This is a genomic window from Lysinibacter sp. HNR (genome assembly GCF_029760935.1).
In the GTDB taxonomy this organism is placed as follows: Bacteria; Actinomycetota; Actinomycetes; order Actinomycetales; family Microbacteriaceae; genus HNR.
In genome coordinates this window covers 2,583,937-2,602,267 of the sequence record NZ_CP121684.1, presented here as the reverse complement: position 1 = coordinate 2,602,267, position 18,331 = coordinate 2,583,937, and the positions used below count along the sequence as shown (strand labels likewise).

15 protein-coding genes are annotated in these 18,331 nt (G+C 57.6%); 6 read left to right on the top strand and 9 right to left on the bottom strand.

Annotation, left to right across the window (positions count from 1 at the left end):
* Positions 1-35: 35 nt before the first annotated feature.
* From FrondiHNR_RS11825 to FrondiHNR_RS11800, 6 genes are all read right to left on the bottom strand, one after another.
* A complete protein-coding gene (locus FrondiHNR_RS11825; protein ID WP_279352976.1) occupies positions 36-1,325 on the bottom strand; it encodes an ABC transporter permease in 1,290 nt (429 codons plus the stop codon).
* Positions 1,322-2,107, bottom strand: coding sequence for an ABC transporter ATP-binding protein (locus tag FrondiHNR_RS11820; protein ID WP_279352975.1), 786 nt, complete (start codon positions 2,105-2,107; stop codon positions 1,322-1,324). Before FrondiHNR_RS11820 ends, FrondiHNR_RS11825 begins: the two co-directional genes overlap by 4 nt.
* Positions 2,104-3,708, bottom strand: a complete 1,605-nt coding sequence (locus tag FrondiHNR_RS11815) for a hypothetical protein (protein WP_279352974.1) — start codon at positions 3,706-3,708, stop codon at positions 2,104-2,106. Before FrondiHNR_RS11815 ends, FrondiHNR_RS11820 begins: the two co-directional genes overlap by 4 nt.
* Before the next feature lie 241 nt (positions 3,709-3,949).
* The gene (locus FrondiHNR_RS11810; RefSeq protein ID WP_279352973.1) at positions 3,950-4,942 is read right to left on the bottom strand and encodes a hypothetical protein; all 993 of its coding nucleotides are present in this window, start codon (positions 4,940-4,942) and stop codon (positions 3,950-3,952) included.
* A 374-nt stretch (positions 4,943-5,316) separates the two neighbouring features.
* Positions 5,317-6,309, bottom strand: a complete 993-nt coding sequence (locus FrondiHNR_RS11805) for a hypothetical protein (protein WP_279352972.1) — start codon at positions 6,307-6,309, stop codon at positions 5,317-5,319.
* A 213-nt stretch (positions 6,310-6,522) separates the two neighbouring features.
* Positions 6,523-7,509, bottom strand: a complete 987-nt coding sequence (locus FrondiHNR_RS11800) for a hypothetical protein (RefSeq protein ID WP_279352971.1) — start codon at positions 7,507-7,509, stop codon at positions 6,523-6,525.
* A gap of 281 nt (positions 7,510-7,790) precedes the next feature.
* On the opposite strand from FrondiHNR_RS11800, the gene FrondiHNR_RS11795 reads away from it, so the two are divergent.
* From FrondiHNR_RS11795 to FrondiHNR_RS11785, 3 genes are read left to right on the top strand one after another with little or no spacing between them, the layout of a single operon-like run.
* A complete protein-coding gene (locus tag FrondiHNR_RS11795) occupies positions 7,791-9,008 on the top strand; it encodes an LLM class flavin-dependent oxidoreductase (RefSeq protein ID WP_279352970.1) in 1,218 nt (405 codons plus the stop codon).
* Positions 9,005-10,369, top strand: coding sequence for an NtaA/DmoA family FMN-dependent monooxygenase (locus FrondiHNR_RS11790; RefSeq protein WP_279352969.1), 1,365 nt, complete (start codon positions 9,005-9,007; stop codon positions 10,367-10,369). The genes FrondiHNR_RS11795 and FrondiHNR_RS11790 overlap by 4 nt, the downstream gene beginning before the upstream one ends.
* A 31-nt stretch (positions 10,370-10,400) precedes the next feature.
* Entirely contained in the window at positions 10,401-10,988 is a 588-nt protein-coding gene (locus tag FrondiHNR_RS11785; RefSeq protein WP_279352968.1) for a GNAT family N-acetyltransferase, read from the top strand.
* On the opposite strand, the gene FrondiHNR_RS11780 is transcribed toward FrondiHNR_RS11785, so the two are convergent.
* From FrondiHNR_RS11780 to FrondiHNR_RS11770, 3 genes are read right to left on the bottom strand one after another with little or no spacing between them, the layout of a single operon-like run.
* Complete coding sequence (locus tag FrondiHNR_RS11780; protein WP_279352967.1) at positions 10,960-11,964, bottom strand: transporter substrate-binding domain-containing protein; 1,005 nt, start codon at positions 11,962-11,964, stop codon at positions 10,960-10,962. The genes FrondiHNR_RS11785 and FrondiHNR_RS11780 overlap by 29 nt on opposite strands.
* 36 nt (positions 11,965-12,000) lie before the next feature.
* Positions 12,001-12,828, bottom strand: coding sequence for an amino acid ABC transporter ATP-binding protein (locus tag FrondiHNR_RS11775; protein WP_279352965.1), 828 nt, complete (start codon positions 12,826-12,828; stop codon positions 12,001-12,003).
* Entirely contained in the window at positions 12,825-13,799 is a 975-nt protein-coding gene (locus FrondiHNR_RS11770) for an amino acid ABC transporter permease (protein ID WP_279352964.1), read from the bottom strand. Before FrondiHNR_RS11770 ends, FrondiHNR_RS11775 begins: the two co-directional genes overlap by 4 nt.
* A gap of 192 nt (positions 13,800-13,991) precedes the next feature.
* Between FrondiHNR_RS11770 and FrondiHNR_RS11765 the strand changes: the two genes are divergently transcribed.
* The 3 genes from FrondiHNR_RS11765 to FrondiHNR_RS11755 all read left to right on the top strand — a co-directional run bounded on the left by FrondiHNR_RS11765 (position 13,992) and on the right by FrondiHNR_RS11755 (position 18,299).
* Positions 13,992-16,106, top strand: coding sequence for an FAD/NAD(P)-binding protein (locus tag FrondiHNR_RS11765; RefSeq protein WP_279352963.1), 2,115 nt, complete (start codon positions 13,992-13,994; stop codon positions 16,104-16,106).
* Between the two features lie 195 nt (positions 16,107-16,301).
* Entirely contained in the window at positions 16,302-17,480 is a 1,179-nt protein-coding gene (locus FrondiHNR_RS11760; protein ID WP_279354553.1) for a multidrug effflux MFS transporter, read from the top strand.
* Positions 17,481-17,528: 48 nt separating this feature from the next.
* Positions 17,529-18,299, top strand: a complete 771-nt coding sequence (locus FrondiHNR_RS11755) for a hypothetical protein (protein WP_279352962.1) — start codon at positions 17,529-17,531, stop codon at positions 18,297-18,299.
* Positions 18,300-18,331: the final 32 nt, after the last annotated feature.

The following is an 18,331-nucleotide window of genomic DNA, read 5'->3' as shown; positions in this document are numbered from 1 at the left end:
TCATCAGACGAGTTGTGTTCCGCTCAGATGACCGATCAGACCCCACCGCGCAGTGCCGACACGGGTTCGATGCGAGAGGCTTTAAGGGCGGGGTAGGTTCCCGAAATAAGACCCACAACACCTCCCAGGACAGCCCCGCCCAGAGCCACCCAAATATCGAGTACAGGAGTAAGCCCTTGGAATGCCGCCACTCCAACAACCGTAAACACCCCGAAGGCCGCGCCGAGGAGTCCTCCCAAGAGGCCGGTAGCAACAGACTCCAGTATAAATTGCAGGGCAATCTGTTTTCCTCGAGCACCCAGTGCCCGTCGGAGGCCGATCTCGCCCACTCTTTCCATGACGGAGAGGAGGGTAACGTTTGCAATTCCCAGACCTCCCGCGAGCAGTGAGATGCCTCCGAGCGCGAGGAAAATAACGTTCATGTCCGCCTGCACCCCCTCCTGCAGGTCGCTGCCCGATGAGGGGGCTGCCACCTCAAGGGTGTCTGGCGAGTTGGGGTCAAGCGCAATGGGGGCCTGCTCGGCTACGAGTGGACCGGCACCCGTTTCGATGTGCACCTGTAGCTCTTCCGGCTGAGAGAGCTCAAAAAAAGTGCGGGCCGTTCCCGTGGGCATGATCACCGCATCAAGCAGATCTTCGCGCTGCTTCACCTCTCCCAGGATTCCGATAACGGTGTAGCTGGTCTCACCGATAAATATGGCCGGTTGGGTATCCACCCGGTTAATTCCCAGCTTTTCTGCGGCCTCAGATCCCAGCACAACAACTCGGTCGTGACGGGCATCATGACCGTTATCGAAAAAACGACCGGTCTGGATCTCACCCCGCATCGTGCCCAAGACATCACCGCTTGCCGCCATCACGGTGGGTGGGGAGGTTGCAACCGCAGCGGGATCGTAGATTGCCGTTGCCATAACGGGCTGACCGGCAATGTCTACAGTTGACAAGAGGGTGGAGGCTTTTACCCCGTTAAGGTGGCTCACCCTCTCGGTGGAGTCCCAGGGTAAAGCGGTGATGGACTTCTTGTTATCGGAGTCACCCGCCTTTCCCACCTTTCCCGGAGAAACAACAACCTGGGTTGAAGCTACCGCATCAAACTGCTGTGAAATTTGAACGGCAGCGGTTTGGGCGAGCCCGACGGTGATTACCAGGGAGGCAATTCCGAGGACGGTGCCCAGAAGCGTAAGGATGAGCCGTGATGGCCTGGCACCGATTCCGTGGATGGCCTCGTTGAGCAGGTCGCGGTTATCAAAGCCGTTAGGTGGTGCGGTGTCTTTGCGGAAGTGCGAAAGTGGTTTTGCGAGGAGTCGCGAGAAAACGTTTTTCATCGCTCCTCCCTCAGCGTTCCATGAGTGATGCGCACCTGGCGTGCGGCTCGTTCTGCTACGGCTGTGTCGTGTGTGATCACAACGAGGTTAAGGCCGTCCGCGTGTAACTCATCAAAGAGATTCATCACCTCGCGGGAATTGGTGTGGTCAAGGTTTCCCGTGGGCTCGTCTGCCAGGAGTAGGCGTGGCCCGGTGACAACCGCGCGAGCAACCGCAACGCGCTGCCTTTCTCCACCCGAGAGGTTACCCGGGAGAAAATTGAGGCGGTGAGAGAGGTTGACCCGCTCCAGGGCCTCGACGGCACGGGGTTCCCTCTCGGAACGGGGTAACCCGCTGTACATGGTGGCGAGTATGACATTGTCAAGCACGGAGCGCCTGGGCATCAGGTGGAACGACTGAAAGACAAACCCGATTGTTGTTCCTCGAAGGTGGGCGCGTTCATCCTCTGTCAGGGTTGAGGTGAGTTCACCATTGAGCAAATAATCGCCGCTGGTGGGGCGATCAAGCAGTCCTAGAAGGTTGAGCATGGTAGATTTTCCGGAACCGGAGGGTCCCACAATCGAGAGATAGTCCCCCGTGTTGATGATGAGATCGGTTGCGTGCAGTGCGTGTACGGTTGGCGGCCCAGGGAAGCTGCGGGCCACACTCACAAACTCAACAACGGGGGGTGTCGGGCCTGTCGGGAGTGGGGCCGGCGCGGCGGAATCTACTGCGGTGGGGTCCAGCAAGGCCGGGTTTGCTTCTGCTGGAATCGGCGTGGCCGGGTTGTGCGCTGTTGTCATCGTCCAACCACAACGCGTTTCTTCGCTTTAAGCAGGGAGCTGTCGTCGGCGCTAACCTCCACAAAGCCGTCTGCTGCCAGACCCGTTTTTACGGTGACAAGTTCCGTGGTTTCTTTCTCCTCGTCAGTGATGATCTCAATGCGGCTCTCGCCTCCGGCACCGGCCTGTACTGCTGCTAGCGGAACCGCCAGGACCTTACCGTCGGTGGCGGAGATAGGAATGCTTACCTTAACGTTTTGGCCTTTGAGGGCCTCTAGCTGTGCCTCGGTGATCTCTGCGGGATTCATTTTGACCTCGTACCTTCCGCTGGCACCACCCTCTTTGCTCTTTTTATCTTCTTTACCATCACCCTGTTTTGCCTGCTTGGGGCCAACACTGGTGATGGTTGCTTTGACCGTGCTTCCGTCAGGAGCGGGAAATTCGGCCGGCATTCCCTCCGCGATTAATTCGGAGTCGGCCTTGGATACATTTGCAGCAATCTGGAGGGTAGCGCCGGAGACCGTCATTGCGGGACCCTCCAGTAGGACGCCTCGCTCGGCTTTGACCTCGTCGACTCGACGGGGAAGGTTGCTTAAAAACAGCACCTCACCGGCGGGGAGCGGGGTGAGAGCATCTGACCTGGCCTGAGCCAGCTTTGACTCTGCCGTGGCGAGGGATGTTCGAGCGCTTTCAACCATTTGCCTTTCCGCGGCGACATCCTTGGGGGCATCAAGTGCCTGCCGGAGCGCCCGATTGAGGTTCAGTGTTTCTTGAGCCTGAGCAACACCCTCTCCCGAAGCCTGGGCTTCGGCAAGTGCGATCTGGGCGCTACGAACTTCGCTATCAGCCCTAATTTTCTCGGACTGGTCACCGCCGTTTTGCGCTTTTGCAAGATTGCTCTGCGCTTGGGTAAGAGCCGTTTTTGCCGAGTTCACACTTTCCTGTGCGGCCTCAACGACTCCTTCTCCTTCCGCACCACCGCCCTGGGGCGGCGCATATCCCACCCGCTCATAGAGCGTCTTGACTCCCGCCGCAGTGGCCGCGTCATACACCGGGGAGCTAGCGTCACCGGCTCCGATGCCGAGGGCGGTGAGGGCCTGCTTGAGCTGCTGCACATCCGGTCCCGAGAGCCCCACCTTGAGTGAGCGGTACACGGGTAGGTCGCCCGGAAGCACAAGAACGGGACGTCCAGCAACCTCAAGGGCAATAGATCCGGCATTAAACGTGCTTCCCACCGCGGGAACATGGCCCGTGACAATGGGGGAACCACCGGATATCTCCCCGGTTTGCAATTTGACCTCAACCGCGTCCGCAAAACGAACATCGCCTCGCGTGGAAATAACGTTAGACACCACCCGTTCTTCAACGGGAACGCTGATGAGACCGGCATCGGGGGCTTTTGCATCCGCTGCGGCCTGTGCGGGAGAGATAATAAACCTTGAGAGGACGATTCCGGCGACCATTGCCACAACCGCTACGCTGGCCATTACATAAACAAGTTTGTGCCCACTTAGGCTACGGACTTTAGACTCTTTTGATGCGGACTCACCCTCGCTGCGCGTCTCGTCATCCTCCTCGGCGAGAGTATCCAGGATATTCGTTGGATCTGGTGTGTCACTCATTTTTCAAAATTCTTTCTGTCAGCGTTGTTACGGTTCCGCTGTGCTTTGTGCTTTGTGGACGAGGGCATATCGGAAATTCGAAGAACCTCGCTACAAAGGTAACTGGCTAAGGGCTGTTTTTTGCCCAAAATATTGCTTTTTCAGCTTGGGGGAGGAGGGGTTTGGGGGGATATGGTACCGGAGTACCAACACTTTCATGACAAAGATAAGACCGTGTGTGGTTATCAGCGCCTGAGCGTTGTTATTTTTTGCCGTAGGTTGAAACCAGAGCGTCAAGTTTTGCCGTGTTCTTAGCGATAAACTCTTTCTCAAGTACAAATTTCGCCTCAGAACGGATTTTCTCGGCCTGTGTTTTTTCTTGGCACTTGTGATCCGCAACCGCTAGTTTGATTTCATAATCTTTGGTTTCTTCTTTTTGCGCGGACTGCTCGAGGGTATCGTCGCCATCGGATGGTCCCGTCTGGGGTAGCCGATCGAAGATAAGCTGCTGAACCTGATGAAGCTCTTCTAGACCGGGATGGCCTGCATCCGCCATGCAGGCGCCCCACTCCTTGGAGGCGGCGACAACTTTTGGTTCGGCATCTACTTTCTCGAAGAGACCCGAGGTCATCGCCTCAAAAAGTTCTTTGTACTCGGGGTCGGTGGTGGGGTCTCCAAGTTCTTGGTCAACCTTGTGTTGTGCAGAACCTGCGCAACCGGCTTTTTCCGGATCGTACTCATATACTGCGTCGTCGGTAGAGTTGCCCTCTTCCGAATCACTGTCGTTTTCGTCACCCGAGGGTAGGGCGTAATTGCCATAGAGTGCGGTGTTGTACGCGGTTTGTTCACCTTCCGACAGGGACGCAATGTACTCCTCGTTGGGATTGGAGCTATTTCCCTCCGCGCGCTCCTCCATCATGGGGCCTGTACTGATTCCAAAACCGTTTTTTTCAGCCCACTCCAGGGTTCCTCTCCCCTCGAAAAAACTTGCGTTCTCCGCGTCCATGGAAGAGTCACGAACTTGAGGAGTGTAATCGAAACCTTCGTCGGCCATGCACGAAGCGATTGCATCCTCCACTTTCTTTTCTCTTTGTTTGTTTTCTGCCGTGTCGCTATCACCAAAGATTTTTTCGAAGTAGGGGGTGAGAGGGCTATCTGCCGTGTCTTTTGCGCTGTTTGTGTCGCCGGAACATCCGGTGAGGAGAAGAGCTATAACTGCGGCGGTGCCGGTGGAGGCAAAAATGAATTTACGCATGTGGGGTCTTTCTATGATTGGCGCGATCTTGGGAGAAAATCGCTGCTCGCAAATAAATGAAATTCTCCGCGATAGTGGAAGAATTGCGTTATAAAACCTAATGGGACATTTCTAAATAAGGCTGAGAAATAAAGGGTTTTCAACCTTTAGAAGGTGGTTTTAAAAAATATTTAGTACTTTAGGATGATTCTTATTGTGAGAAGCTCACACTGCCGCTATTAACTGTTTTTAAACGCAGAAAACCCGCCACAACTGTTTCTGAGACGCGGTAGTGTCGGTTCAAAACAGGGTGTGGCGGGTGTGTGGTGTCCACCGGGACACGGTCGATAAGAGGCCGGGACGCCGGGTGTCGCTGCTACCGTCGTTACGGAATGTTATTTATTGCCGTACGTGGCTATAAAAGAATCCAGTTTTGCCTTATTTTTTGCAATGAATTCTTCTTCAAGTTTGTACTGGAGATCCAGGAGTATCTCGTTAGCTTTTGTTTTTTCTCCGCATTTAAAATCGGCAGTTGCGACTTGAATCTCATAGTCGGCGAGCTCTTTGAGTTGTTGCTGAGTGGGTTGCGCTGGGTTCCCGCTGCTGTCCGTATCGTCTAGGCCGTAGAGTTCGTTTTGTTTTTGGAGGACAAGTTCAAAAGCGTCTGTACCCTCTACACCCTCTACGTCGGGGTAACCGGCGTCAGCCAAACACTCGCCCCACTGTTTGCGTGCCGCAAGATACGCGGGATCTTTCATGACCTTTTCCTGGAGAGTTCCCATTTGTTCCATAAGCTCTGTGTAGGTGGGATCCGTGAAGGCCTCTCCAATCCCTTCGGACATGATCTCTCGGGTTGCGTTCTGGTGGCATCCGGCAGTTGCCGGATCGAACTCCTCTGCGGAGGAACCCTCGTCGGGGCTGTCTCCCTCCTCGCTGCCGGAGGGTGCTCCGAAGAGTGCGATGTCGTATGCTTCTCGTTCATCCTCGGACAGGCTCGCAAGATACTCCTCGTCGGGGTTAGACGTGGGTTCCTCGGAGTCCTGCGATGATGCCTGAGTGGTTACGCCGTAACCATTTTTCTCTGCCCACTCAAGTGTGCCCCGACCCTTGTAGAAATCGGAGTCAAGGTCGGCTCCTACGAGGTGGGAGGTGTCTGTGTTTGGCGTGTAGGTGAAGCCCTGATCCGCCATGCAGACCGCCACCGCCTCCTCAACTTCTTTTTGCTGGGCTTTTAATTTTGCCTCATCCGGTTGAAATGCTTTGCCGACATAAGCGGCGAGGGGACTGTTCTCAGTGGTTTTCTTTTCGGTGCTGCCGGTGGAGCAGCCGGAGAGCACGAGCGCTGCGGCAGCCGCAAGTGTGACGGGAGTGAGTAAATAGCGACGCATGACTGGATCTTTCTGTGTGGGTCTCTCTGGTGAAATAAGACCTTTTTTGGTGAATCTCCTCATAATTTAGTTGGCCTCATGCTTCGCCGGAATAGAAGTATGATTCTTTGGTACCGAGGATGCGGCCCCACGACCGGTTTTGGTACCGGGGGAGCGGAGTCTCGCGGGGAAACCGGTACTGTAGTACCAGGATCTTGCGATGACAAATAGCTGCTATTTGTCCCGATACTCGGCGACAAACGCATCAAGTCGCGCCCTATTCTTCGCGATGAATTCGTCCTCGAGTTTAAACTGAGCTTCAAGCTGGGTTTGTAGCAGCCGAGTTTTTTCGTTGCAGGTGAAGTCGGCAACAGCAACCTCAACCTCGTAACTCTTGAGTGCGTCCGGTTGTGAGGAGTTTTTTTCTTGCTGATCTGGCGTGGCCGCGGGGTTCCCATCGTGGCGCGCAGAGGCGTATCTTGTCGATACCAGACGCAGGGCATCGGAGGGCTCTTGAAGGTCGGGATATCCTGCATCCGCCATGCAGCCTCTCCACTCCTCAGCGGCCAAGACCACGGGCTGCGCGCTACGAGCCTGCCCGTAGAGAGCCTTCATCTTGCTAAAAAGATCTTGATACTCGGGGTCAGTGTAGGGGTCGACGGAGCTCTCCTGGTGCTCGTGCCGCGCGGCACCGTGACAGCCGCTCTTAGTCCAGTCATAAACCCAGGCCTCGTGCGCCTTATTAGTGGTATCTTCATTGCCGGGTACGAGCGTGGACTGCTCACCGTGGAGTGCGTAGTAGTACGCTTTTTTCTCTGCCGCGGGTAGGGTCGATGCGTATGCCTCATTAGGGTCACCCTGATAGTTGCTACCTGAACTGTTGGACTCTGTATACCCGTATCCGTTTTCTTGAACCCACTCGAGGGTCTCGCTGCCGTCGTGTAGCCGGCCGCTACTCACGGTACTCTCCACGATATAGGGGGTGTATTCAAAACCCTGAGAGGCCATGCAGGAGGAGATGGTGTTTTGAACCTCTTCCTCCCCCCTGTCGAGATCAGTATCGGATAGGTAGAAATTATCGCCAAAAACCTGCGCTATGTAGGAGCGAAGCGGGCTATCCTGCGCGGTTTTCTTGTTGTGATTACCTGTCCCACACCCGACCAAAAGAAATAGCGCTGCGGTGACAGCACCAATTGATGTGAGAAAGCGGTGGCGATGCATAGTATTCCTTCTGTCGGTGTGACGACCACACCCGTGTGTACGTGTTGCCCGTAGCAATTGCTCAGGGTGAGTGGGAGAAGGGGGAGAGGGGCTTTTCACAAGTTAGCGGATACTGTCTTGAGTCGCTATCAAAAAGCATCCTTTTGTGGTTTTATGCGGTCTTTTAAAAGAAAACTCTTGGCAGTTATCAAGCTCACGAGGTGGGCTCGGGTCGCGTGACGAACATTACGTGATGTTTCATTCTCCGTGACGTGGCGGCAGGAAGCGTCTAGCATCCATACATGTACTCAGTGAAATCTGAAAATCTCCGATCCTCGCCTGTTCCACAGCCCTCCCGATCACTTCCCTTTTCTCTCGGAATTGAACTTGACGGGGCGGGAGCTCACCCAGCCTCCCTGACACAGGCCGGAGTTTCCCTGTCAGAATCACTGAGCTCTAACTACCTGGCCAAACAGGGGCGTTGTGCGGATCGTGCGGGACTCAGCTACCTCACCCTTGAGGATGCCCCCACCGCGCCCGATGGTACGGGTGCCCGTCTTGACGCGGGTGTGAGGGCCGCATACCTGGCTCCGCACACCGGCGCGATTGGCCTTGTTCCCGTGGCTGATGTCGTATACGCCGAACCTTTTCACCTGCAGGGGCAATTGGCAAGCCTGGATATCCTCTCGGGGGGGCGTGCCGGATGGGTTGTTCGCGCTCAAGAGGATGCCCTCGCCGCGGCAGCGGTGAGTTTTGTTGCGGCTGCGGGCGATGAGATACCCGCGGAGGCCTCCGAGGTGGTTGAAGTTGTGCGACTTCTCTGGGACTCCTGGCAAGATAACGCGGTTGTGCGAGACATCACCCGGGGAGCCTACTTCGACCGTGAGAGGCTGTACCACGTCCGTTACGAGGGAACACGCTTTTCGTTGACGGGACCCGCGATCAACCCGCGCCCGACTCAAGGGCACCCGGTGGTTTTTGGTCGGGACGGTGACCTGGAATTAGAGAAGCTGGATGCCGTATTGGTGAGCGGAGAGGGCACGGAAAAAAGGGTTATCGATATTCGAGAACGAGCTGGTGACAGCACCCCTGTGATCCTTGAACTTGAGGTGATTCTCGACTCTCGCGGCGAAAAAGCGGCGCGGCGATTGGCCGCCCTGGACTCTCATTCTCCCTGGGAATCTCACCGAAGCCGCTTTGTGGGTTCTCCCTCGGATCTCATCGACTACCTTATTGACGCCAGTGACAGGGTAGACGGGGTGCGCCTCCTGCCCGCGGTTCTGGATTTGGAACTTCCTGAGCTGGAGAATATTGTGCTTCCCGGGCTGCGTCGCCGTGAGGCCTTTACCTCTCCCGTGAGGGGTAAAACGCTCCGCGAAACCCTCGGACTTCACCGTCCATCCAACACCTTTGAGGTGCGTGCGAGTGAACAGCAAGAACGTGAGAGGGACGCTTCCCCGCGCTCCGGCGGTTCAGAGCAACTGGACAGCACCGATAAACGAGAGGTCACACAGTCATGAGCGTTACATCCGCATCCTCGGTACCGGCTTCGCCCGTCTCAGCATCGCGGCAAAAAAATCGGCGCCACCAGATTCAATTGGGAGCCTTTTTCCAGGGGGTAAACTTCTCCACCATCTGGAATTCTCCCGAGAGCGGGTCGCAGACCGACTTTGAATCGTTCCGACGAATCGCCCAGACCGCAGAGCGGGGCCTCTTTGCAGCGTTTTTCCTTGGAGAGGGGCTGCGGCTTCGAGAACACCTGGGACACCTACACGAGTTGGACGTTGCGGGCCGTCCCGACGCGGCGATTCAGCTGGCGGCGCTCGCCGCGGTAACCGAGCGGATCGGTTTGGTTGCAACTCAGAACACGACCTACCATGAACCGACGGCTATAGCCCATCGGCTGGGGTCGCTCGACTTTCTTAGCGGGGGGCGCGCCGCCTGGAACATCGTGACAACCGATAATGCCTGGACGGGAGAGAACTTTCGCCGCGGAGGGTATCTTGATCATGCCGACCGTTATACCCACGCCGAGTTTGTGGTGAACACGGTGCGAGCCCTGTGGGACTCATACGAGAGGGATGGTGCTGCTGCGGTGTCAACCTCTGACGCGTATTCACGAGTGGATGCGGTTTCCCGAGTGCCGCGCAGCCCGCAACAGCATCCCGTTCTCTTCCAAGCGGGGGACTCCGCCGAGGGTCGGGACTTTGCGGCCCGCAACGCGGACGTTATCTTCTCCGCTCATTCACTCTTTGAACGCGCCTCCGAGTTCTCTGCCGATATTCGTCGACGAACCCTGAAAGCGGGACGGCCCGCCGACGATCTCAAGATTTTTCCGGCCCAGGAGTTTATCCTGGCAGATACAGACGCCGAGGCTCAGGACAAGGCACGCTGGGTGCGGGAGAGCCAGATTACCCCCCAGACGGCTATAGCTTTTGTGGAGCAGACCTGGGGCCGCGACCTGAGCGAGTACGACCCCGACGGTCCGCTGCCGGATATTCCCACGGCGCAGGAACAGTCAAACGAAACACGAGGTACCGGATTCCACGGTCACAGGGCGGCGGAGACCGTTGCCGGGTGGCGAGCGCTCAGCGAAGAGAAGAACCTGAGTATTCGTGAACTGGTGATCCATCTGAACTCGGGAACCGGTTTTGTGGGAAGCTACTCAAGCGTTGCCAACCAGCTTGAACGCTTTTCCGACGCGGGCGTGGTGGACGGGTTTAACGTTACTCCGTACCTCATCCCCGCGGGCATCGACGATATTGTGAACGGCCTGGTTCCCGAACTGCAAGAGCGAGGGATCTACCCCGCGGAGTACGCGGGAGAAACCCTCCGGGAAAACCTTGGGCTCAGGCCTCCTCTGAACCGCCGCGAGGGGTGAGAGGTCATTGAGCGCGGGCCCAGGTGAGCGGATGAGTAGCATGATTGACTACGGCGAATACGCTGTGACGGCGCGGGACGGAAGTCCCCTTACCCTGCGTCTGGTAAGACCCGACGAGTACGAGAAACTGGCAGACTTTTGCGAGGAGGCTTACGCCCACGACTATCCGATTGGCGACGAATATCGGCAGGTGATTCGGGGCGTTGCTGCTCGGGCGCAAACCAGTCTGGTCTGGGTTGCCGAGCGTTCCGAAACCGGGGAGATTGTAGCCAGCGTTACCACCCCGCACCCCGGCAAAAATATCTCTGAACTGGGTAGGCCCGGTGAACTCGACCTGAGGCTGCTTGCGGTGTCTCCCCGTACGCGGGGAGAGGGCATCGGTGAACTCCTGACCCGGTTTGTGATTGATTTAGCCAGGGAACGCGGCGACAGTCGGGTTGTTCTCAACAGTGGTGCCACGATGCTGGGGGCGCACCGGCTCTACGAAAAAATTGGCTTTACTCGGGTGCGTGAGCGCGAAACAGAGTTCCTCAATGGGGAAGGTGAGCTGATTTACCTTCTTGTTTATAGCTACGACCTGAGCGAGGTTCCTAGGGCTTGGGCAGCCCCGGGGGATTAATCTCGGAGGCGGGCAGAATTTCGCCGGAAAGATCCCACAGCGTGAGCGCCCGTGTGAGGGTACCGTCTGTGATAACGGCCTTGAGCACGGTGTGTACCGGGCCGATGAGGCCGTTACCCCGGGCAGTTCCCACTGCTACGTCTGAGATGGCGGGCCAACCGGCGGAAACCGTGCCTACGATCTTGGTGCTCTTGCCGGTTGCGGCCCGGTAGATTGCCTGGGGGTTTGGCCCGAAGAGGGCATCAACCCGTCCCGATTCCAGGGCGAGAATTCCGGCGGCCTCATCGTCAAAATAAACGAGATCAACCGGTTCGAGACCCGCGGCCACGTTTTCTTCGCTCCAGGTCCGGAGAACTTTCTCCTGGTTTGTGCCGGAGGCGACCACGATCGAGAGCCCCGCAACGTCTTTTGCCTCTGAGAGAGAGTCGATGGGGGAGGTGTTCAGTACCGCAAAGGCGTGGAGCCCACGGCGGTAACTGGCAAAGTCAAAGAGCTCTTTACGTTCCTCCGTAACACCAACGTTTGAGATCACGGCATCGTATTTGCCCGATTGAACCCCGAGGGGCCAGTCTGCCCAGTTGACCGCCACGAGCGAGAGTTGCAGGTCGAGGCCGTCGGCCACCAGCTGAGCCACGTCGGTTTCGCTACCCACGGGGGTGACGTTGTCGGTGGCGATAAAGGAGAGCGGTGGTGAGAAGGGGCTCACCGCAACGGTGAGCGTTCCCGGTGTGACGGGTGTGAAACCGCTGTCGTGAAGCTCGGCAACGGCATCGGTTACGGGATCTATCCGCACCCTGTCCTGGTCGGGGCCCAGGTTGTATGCACTTTCCACCGTGGGGTCTGTTTTGGTAGCGGAGGAGCGATTGTCTTTCTGATTCGAGCTGGTTGTCACCACCGCGGCGGAAATACCGGCCCCGGCGAGTCCCAGAATGGCGATTCCTGCGGCTATGACGGCGATTTTCTTTTTGTTGAGCATGAGGGGTGGCTTCCTTGGGGTCGATCGTCCTGGGGTTTATGAAATCACTTTGCGGAGAAACTCTTGGGTGCGCGGATGCTGGGGGGAGACCAAAACCTGTCCGGGTGGCCCGCTTTCAAGCACACGGCCCCGATCGAGGAACACCACGCGGTGTGCCACTTCGCGGGCAAAGCCTATCTCGTGGGTAACGATGAGTAGGGTCTTTCCCTCCCGCGCCAGGCCCCTGATCACGTCGAGAACTTCCCCCACCAATTCGGGGTCAAGTGCGCTGGTAGGTTCGTCAAAGAGCAAAACTTTGGGCTGAAGCGCCAGGGTGCGAGCTATCGCAACCCGCTGCTGTTGCCCTCCCGAGAGCTGCCGGGGGTAGTGATCTGCTCTGTCGCGAAGCCCCACCCGCGCGAGGAGCGTGTGCGCCTGCTCAACGGCCTCCGCGCGCGTGGCCCGGCTGAGAGCGATGGGGGCCGTGGTGATGTTCTCGAGGGCGGTGAGGTGGGGGAAGAGATTAAAGTTTTGAAAGACCATACCGACGCTCGTGCGGCGGCGAAGAATCTCTCGTTCGTGAAGTTCGTGGAGTTTATTGCCCCTGCGCTCGTAGCCAATAAATTCGCCGTCGATTGTCACCGCCCCGCGATCAACACTCTCCAGATGGTTGATGACGCGCAGGAGGGTGGACTTTCCCGACCCGGAGGGGCCCAGAAGGGCAACGACCTCTCCCGGCGACACGGTGAGGTTAACATCGTTCAGCACGGGGACTCCGTCGTAGGCCTTGCTCACCCCCTCAATCGTGATGAGTCCCGTTGTTGCCGCGGTGCGGGGTATGATTCCTGCGGTGCCGTCAAATGACGGGGGAAGGAGCGTGCTCATCGGATTCCTCCCGCTGCTGTCTGGATGGCTGTACTTTCTTCGGGGGCCGGTTTGTCATCGAGCCGGGCCCACTGAACCCTGACCCAGCGTGTGAATTTTTGAACGGGGGTTGGGGGCAAGACCCGCGTCGAACCGCGCGAAAAATATCGTTCGATATAAAATTGCGCGATGCCGAGCACGGTTGTGATGATGGCGTACCACACCACGGCAACAAGAAGCAGAGGAATGACCTGCTGGGTTCGATTGTAGATGACCTGAACGGTGTAAAAAAGTTCGGGTAGCGCCACCACAAACACCACGGAGGTGCCTTTCACGAGGCTGATGATCTCGTTAAACGCGTTGGGAATGATAGCGCGTGCCGCCTGCGGCAGCACGATGCGAAAAAACCGAACCCGGCGGGGCAGCCCCAGTGCGGCGGCGGCCTCGAGCTGCCCCTGATCCACCGAGAGTATTCCAGCCCGGATGATCTCGGCCGAATAGGCCGCCTGATTGAGCGAGAGACCGAGCACCGCGGCCGCAAAAGAGGAGATGAGCGTTACCGTGTCAAACTCGTGAATCCAAAAGTCGGTTGTGAAGGGCCACCCGAGGCCGAGCGTGGGGTACAGATAACCCAGATTGTACCAAACAAGAAGCTGCACAACGAGGGGAACGGAGCGGAAGAACCAAATAAAACCGTAGGCCAGCGAGTTGAGGAGGGCTGATCGTGAGAGACGGGCAATTGCCAGCACTCCGCCCAGAATAAAGCCGATGCTGCCCGAGATGACCGTGAGCCAGAGGGTGAGCTGAAGCGCCTTGAGCACCGAGGGTGAGAGGAAATACTCGGCAAAAACGTCCCACTGGTAGCGATCCGTCGTGAGGAGGGACCAGGCGAACTGTGCCACCACAAAGAGTGCGATAGCGCTGAATATCCACCGCCACCAGTGACGGGTGTGGACAACCACAAGGTTGTGCGGTGTATCGGTTTCGCTCATTCCTGATTCTCCCGAGGATGTGCCGTGCTGTTGCGTTTGAGTGTGCACCCGTGCCGCTTGTAAAAGGGTAAGTGTTTTGAAGAGTAGGGCGATGTGGGGCGTGAGGCAAGGGCTCCCTTAACGTTTCGAAAAATAGCGTCATGATGCGTCATACAGGATGTGTGTTTGGCTCGGAGAGTGCAGAATTTTCCCATGAGGAGCACAGCCGATAAAGGGAAGGATCACAGCACGACCCCGCGGCGTCAGCGCGGCAAGACTGGCCTGGGGGGCCAACCATCCCGGGTCATCGCGATAATCGGGGCTGGTCCCCGAGGCATTGGGGTGTTGGAGCGGATCGCCCAGAACCTTCGTGTATCGTCCTCGTTAGCTCCCGGGGGAGAGCAGGGGCACTCTCGCCTGATCGTTCACCTGATAGACCCGTATCCTCCCGGTGCCGGGAGAATCTGGCGCCGAGACCAGTCACCGCTGCTCAAACTCAACTCGATGGCGGCCGATGTGACTGTGTACACCGATCGGGCGAGTATTATTGAGGGCCCCATAGCCGAGGGTCCTTCTCTGAGTGAGTGGGCGGAGCTGGTGAGAAGCGGACAACTCCGTGATTCCCTCACCGAGGGAACTGACGTGTGGCCGGAACTGTGTAGCCTGACAGGGTCAAGCTTCCCCACCAGGCGTTTGAATAGTTACTACCTTGAGTGGTTTTATCGCCGAGTGGTTACCTCTCTGCAGGGACTAGCGGAGGTTATCTGGCATCCCGTTTGCGCAACCGGGGTGGAAGAGCGAACGGAGAGTTCATGGCGAAGACAGGAGGAGCCGGCAGGATCACGTGTGCGTTTGGCCAACAACACCCACATTGACGCCGATACTGTTATCTATGCGCTGGGGCACAACGGACGCGATCTTGACACGGAACAGCAAGAGAGGGCTTGTTTTGCGGGCCAGTATAACCTGCTCTACATCCCTCCTGACTTTACCGCCGACGCGGATCTTGGGGGAATTCGTCCGGGTGAAAACGTGATAGTTCGTGGATTTGGGCTCGCCGCGATCGACCTTATTGTTCTTCTGGGCGAGGGCCGAGGCGGAAGGTTTTATCGAGACGCCGGTGGTGTACTGCGATATGCACCCTCCGGCCGGGAACCGCGTCTTTTTGTGGGTTCGCGAAGGGGAGTGCCGTATCGTTCAAAGATTAGCAGCACCCTCAGGGGTGAAACCCCGCGGCCTCGATTTTTTACACGGGACACGATTGCGGATCTGGTGCGGCGGGCGCAACCCGTGGACTTCTTCTCGGAGGTGTGGCCCCTCATTACCCGCGATCTCCTGTGGGGTTACTATCGCGAACTTTTTGTTGGACACCCTGAGCGGGTGAGGGGCGAGTGGGACTCTTTCTGGTCGGAACTGATTGCGGCGCTTGACTCTCTTCCTGATCCGTTGGCTCATTCATCTGCGGTTGGTGAGGTGCTTGAGCGATACGTTCCTCACCGCGAGGATCGGTGTGATCTATTCTCGCTGAATAACCCGCTGAGCGACATGGCAGCATCGTCTCGTGAGGATTTGCAGATCCGGTTGCGTGCCCACATTATTCAGGACTTTTACGACCGAACCACACGGCGAGGAAGCGCAACGCTGGGGTTGTTTCACGCCGTTTTTAGCGCCTATCTTCTGGTCGCAGAGGTGCCGGAAGAACTCTGGACGGCACGTTCCCGGGCGGTTGACATTCCCGTGTGGTGGCAGGCGTTCTTTAGCTACATCGCGAGTGGTCCTCCCGGACATCGATTGGAGGAGATTGCTGCGCTCTCAGGAGCGGGCATCCTCACGTTTATGGGCTCAGGCATGTGGTTGCGCGAGTCCGTGGTGGGGTCGGGGGAGACCGGGATACAGCTGGGGGAAACCGGGACGCGGCCTGGCGAAACAGCCTCCTTTATCGCGGGAGGATCACAGTATCCCGGAGAGGTGCGGGCCAGGGTCTGTGTTGATGCATGGCTTCCAGAATCGCGGGCGAGTAGGAGTGATAGCCCGGCTCTACACAATCTGGTTACGAGCGGAAGAGGGATTGAGTTGGCGGCAATCGATGAAACCTTCAGAGGAACAACGGGTCGGGTACTGGTGCGGTCCGAGGACCTGAGGGTTGTAAATCCCCAGGGGAGTGCCCACCCCCACAGCTTTGCGGTGGGGCCATTCACCACGGGCGTGTATGCCGGGGCCTTTTCCCGCCCAGGCATTAACGCCCTGCCGTTTCGTCAGAACGACCGAATCGCTCGTGCCGTCCTGGCTCAACTTTCTCTGCTCGGAGAGCATAAGGCCTCGGTGTAGTCTGTATCGTAGGGTAACGCTCAAACACGCCTAAAATACAGCGTATGCTTGACGGGTACCCCTGCAAGAAGAGCGAGCGTTAATTTCCTGTTGAGTAATCCCGATGACCTAAACAACCCCCCAGCAACACCTCCCGAGAAGCCCTCCCCCCGGTCGCCGCGGTACCCCGGAGACTCCCTCAGCAGGGGGAGACGCATACTCTACATACTCGTGTTGGGGATGCTGACCGCCCTCGGTCCGTTCACGGTTGATCTGTACCTGCCCGCGTTTCCCCTCATCAGTCAGCAGTTTCAGGTTCCCCAATCTGTGATTCAGCTGACCCTCACGGGCACCACCCTGGGATTTGCCCTGGGGCAATTAGTGATGGGTCCATGGAGCGACCGGGTGGGGCGACGGTTGCCGCTCCTCCTCGCAACGGCTGTACACATTACGGCCTCTGCGGGGGCGGCGCTCGCCGATAGTGTTGCCATGCTTTCGGCCTTCCGTGTGCTTCAGGGGGTAGGTGCGGCTGCGGGGGCGGTCGTGGCGATGGCCATGGTGCGGGACCTCTTTGGTGGTAAACCCTTGGTCAAAATGCTTTCCCGACTGGCCCTCGTGAACGGGCTTGCCCCCATCCTGGCCCCGGTTGTGGGGGCCCAGCTTCTTTTGGTCACGGATTGGCGCGGTATCTTCTATGTTCTTGCATTCTATGCCGCATTTGTGCTGGTAGCGGTTTTTATCGGAGTCCGAGAGACGCTTCCCCGAGAATTGCGGGGGAGGGGATCACAAACCGTGTGGGGTCGGTACCGATCCGTGCTGGGAGATCGAGTATACGTGGGGATGGCTCTGATTGGCGGACTCTCCTTCTCCGGCCTCTTTGCCTACATTTCAGCGTCCCCCTTTCTTTTTCAAGAGGTGTATGGCCTCGACGCTCAGGGGTATGGAGTGCTCTTTGCCATAAACTCGATTGGCATCCTCATCGGGGTGCAAACCTCGGCCTATCTGATGCGCCGTGTGGGACCGCAGTGGATACTCGCGGGCGTTACCATCTTGCAAATTCTGGCGGGAATCACAATGATGATGGCCGTGTGGTTTGGGGGCGGGCTCCTTGGGGTGGTCATCCCGCTCTTTTTCTACATCGCGGCGTGCGGATTTGGTTTTCCCGCCGTGCAGGTGCTGGCGCTGGTGCGTCACGGAAAACAGGCCGGAACCGCCGCCAGCCTTCTGGGAGCCACCAACTTTGGCCTGGCGGGTATTATCTCGCCCGTTGTTGGGGTGCTGGGTATTGCCACGGCCGTTCCGATGGCCTCGGTGATGACGGCCACTGCGGCACTCGCTACGATTGTTCTGTGGTTTGTTGTACAGCCACGGACCGTTCCCGCCCTCGAAGACTAGTCGGGCTGGTGGTTTTTTGCGCCTCCCGTGGAAGAAGTAGACCGTAATATGAGTGATATTGTTTCTAACGCCTATGAACTAGCGCAGGGCGCCGCCGAACAGGCGGGGGTGTTTGTTCGCCTGGCGCACGAGGGTGAGTATCAGCAGATTGTGGAGCTTTTTGAGCGCGTGTGGGGCGTCCGTCGTGCTCCAGATGCGGCCCTAGTCCAATCAATCGGATACGCGGGGAACGCGCTCATTGTTGCAATAGATGAGAGCAACAATGTTGTCGGAGCTATCCTTGGTTTTCTGGGGTGGGACGAGGGACTTCACTCACACTCACACATGGCAGCGGTCGAGAAATCTCGGATTGCGTTGGGCATTGGGCGAGCGATGAAGCTGTACCAGAGGTCGGTGTGTATGAACCAGGGAATCACCGAAATCAGGTGGTTATACGACCCACTTGTGCAGCGGCACGCCCGGCTGCACCTGGCTCGATTGGGAGCCGAGGTGTCTCGCTATCTTCCCAACTTTTACGGCATCCTTAACGATGAGATTAGTGGTCAGGATGAGACCGATCGTTTTGAGGTGCGTTGGCGTTTGAACTCAGCGCGGGTGCGTCGCGCTCTCGGCGGGATTCCTCCCGCTCCCCCGGTCGGCGAGATGGGCTTTCGATTGGTGCGCGATTTTGAGGTACTACGCCGTGAGAATCCCGAGGCCGCCGCAAAGATGCGTGCTGTCTCACGGGATGTGTTTACCCGGGCATTTTCTGATGGACTGCATCCGCTTGTTGACGCGGAGGGAAATTACGTTTTTATCCCCGAAGAAAATCAACTCTGATTTTATAAGAGTAACCGTTCGACGGGGTCTTG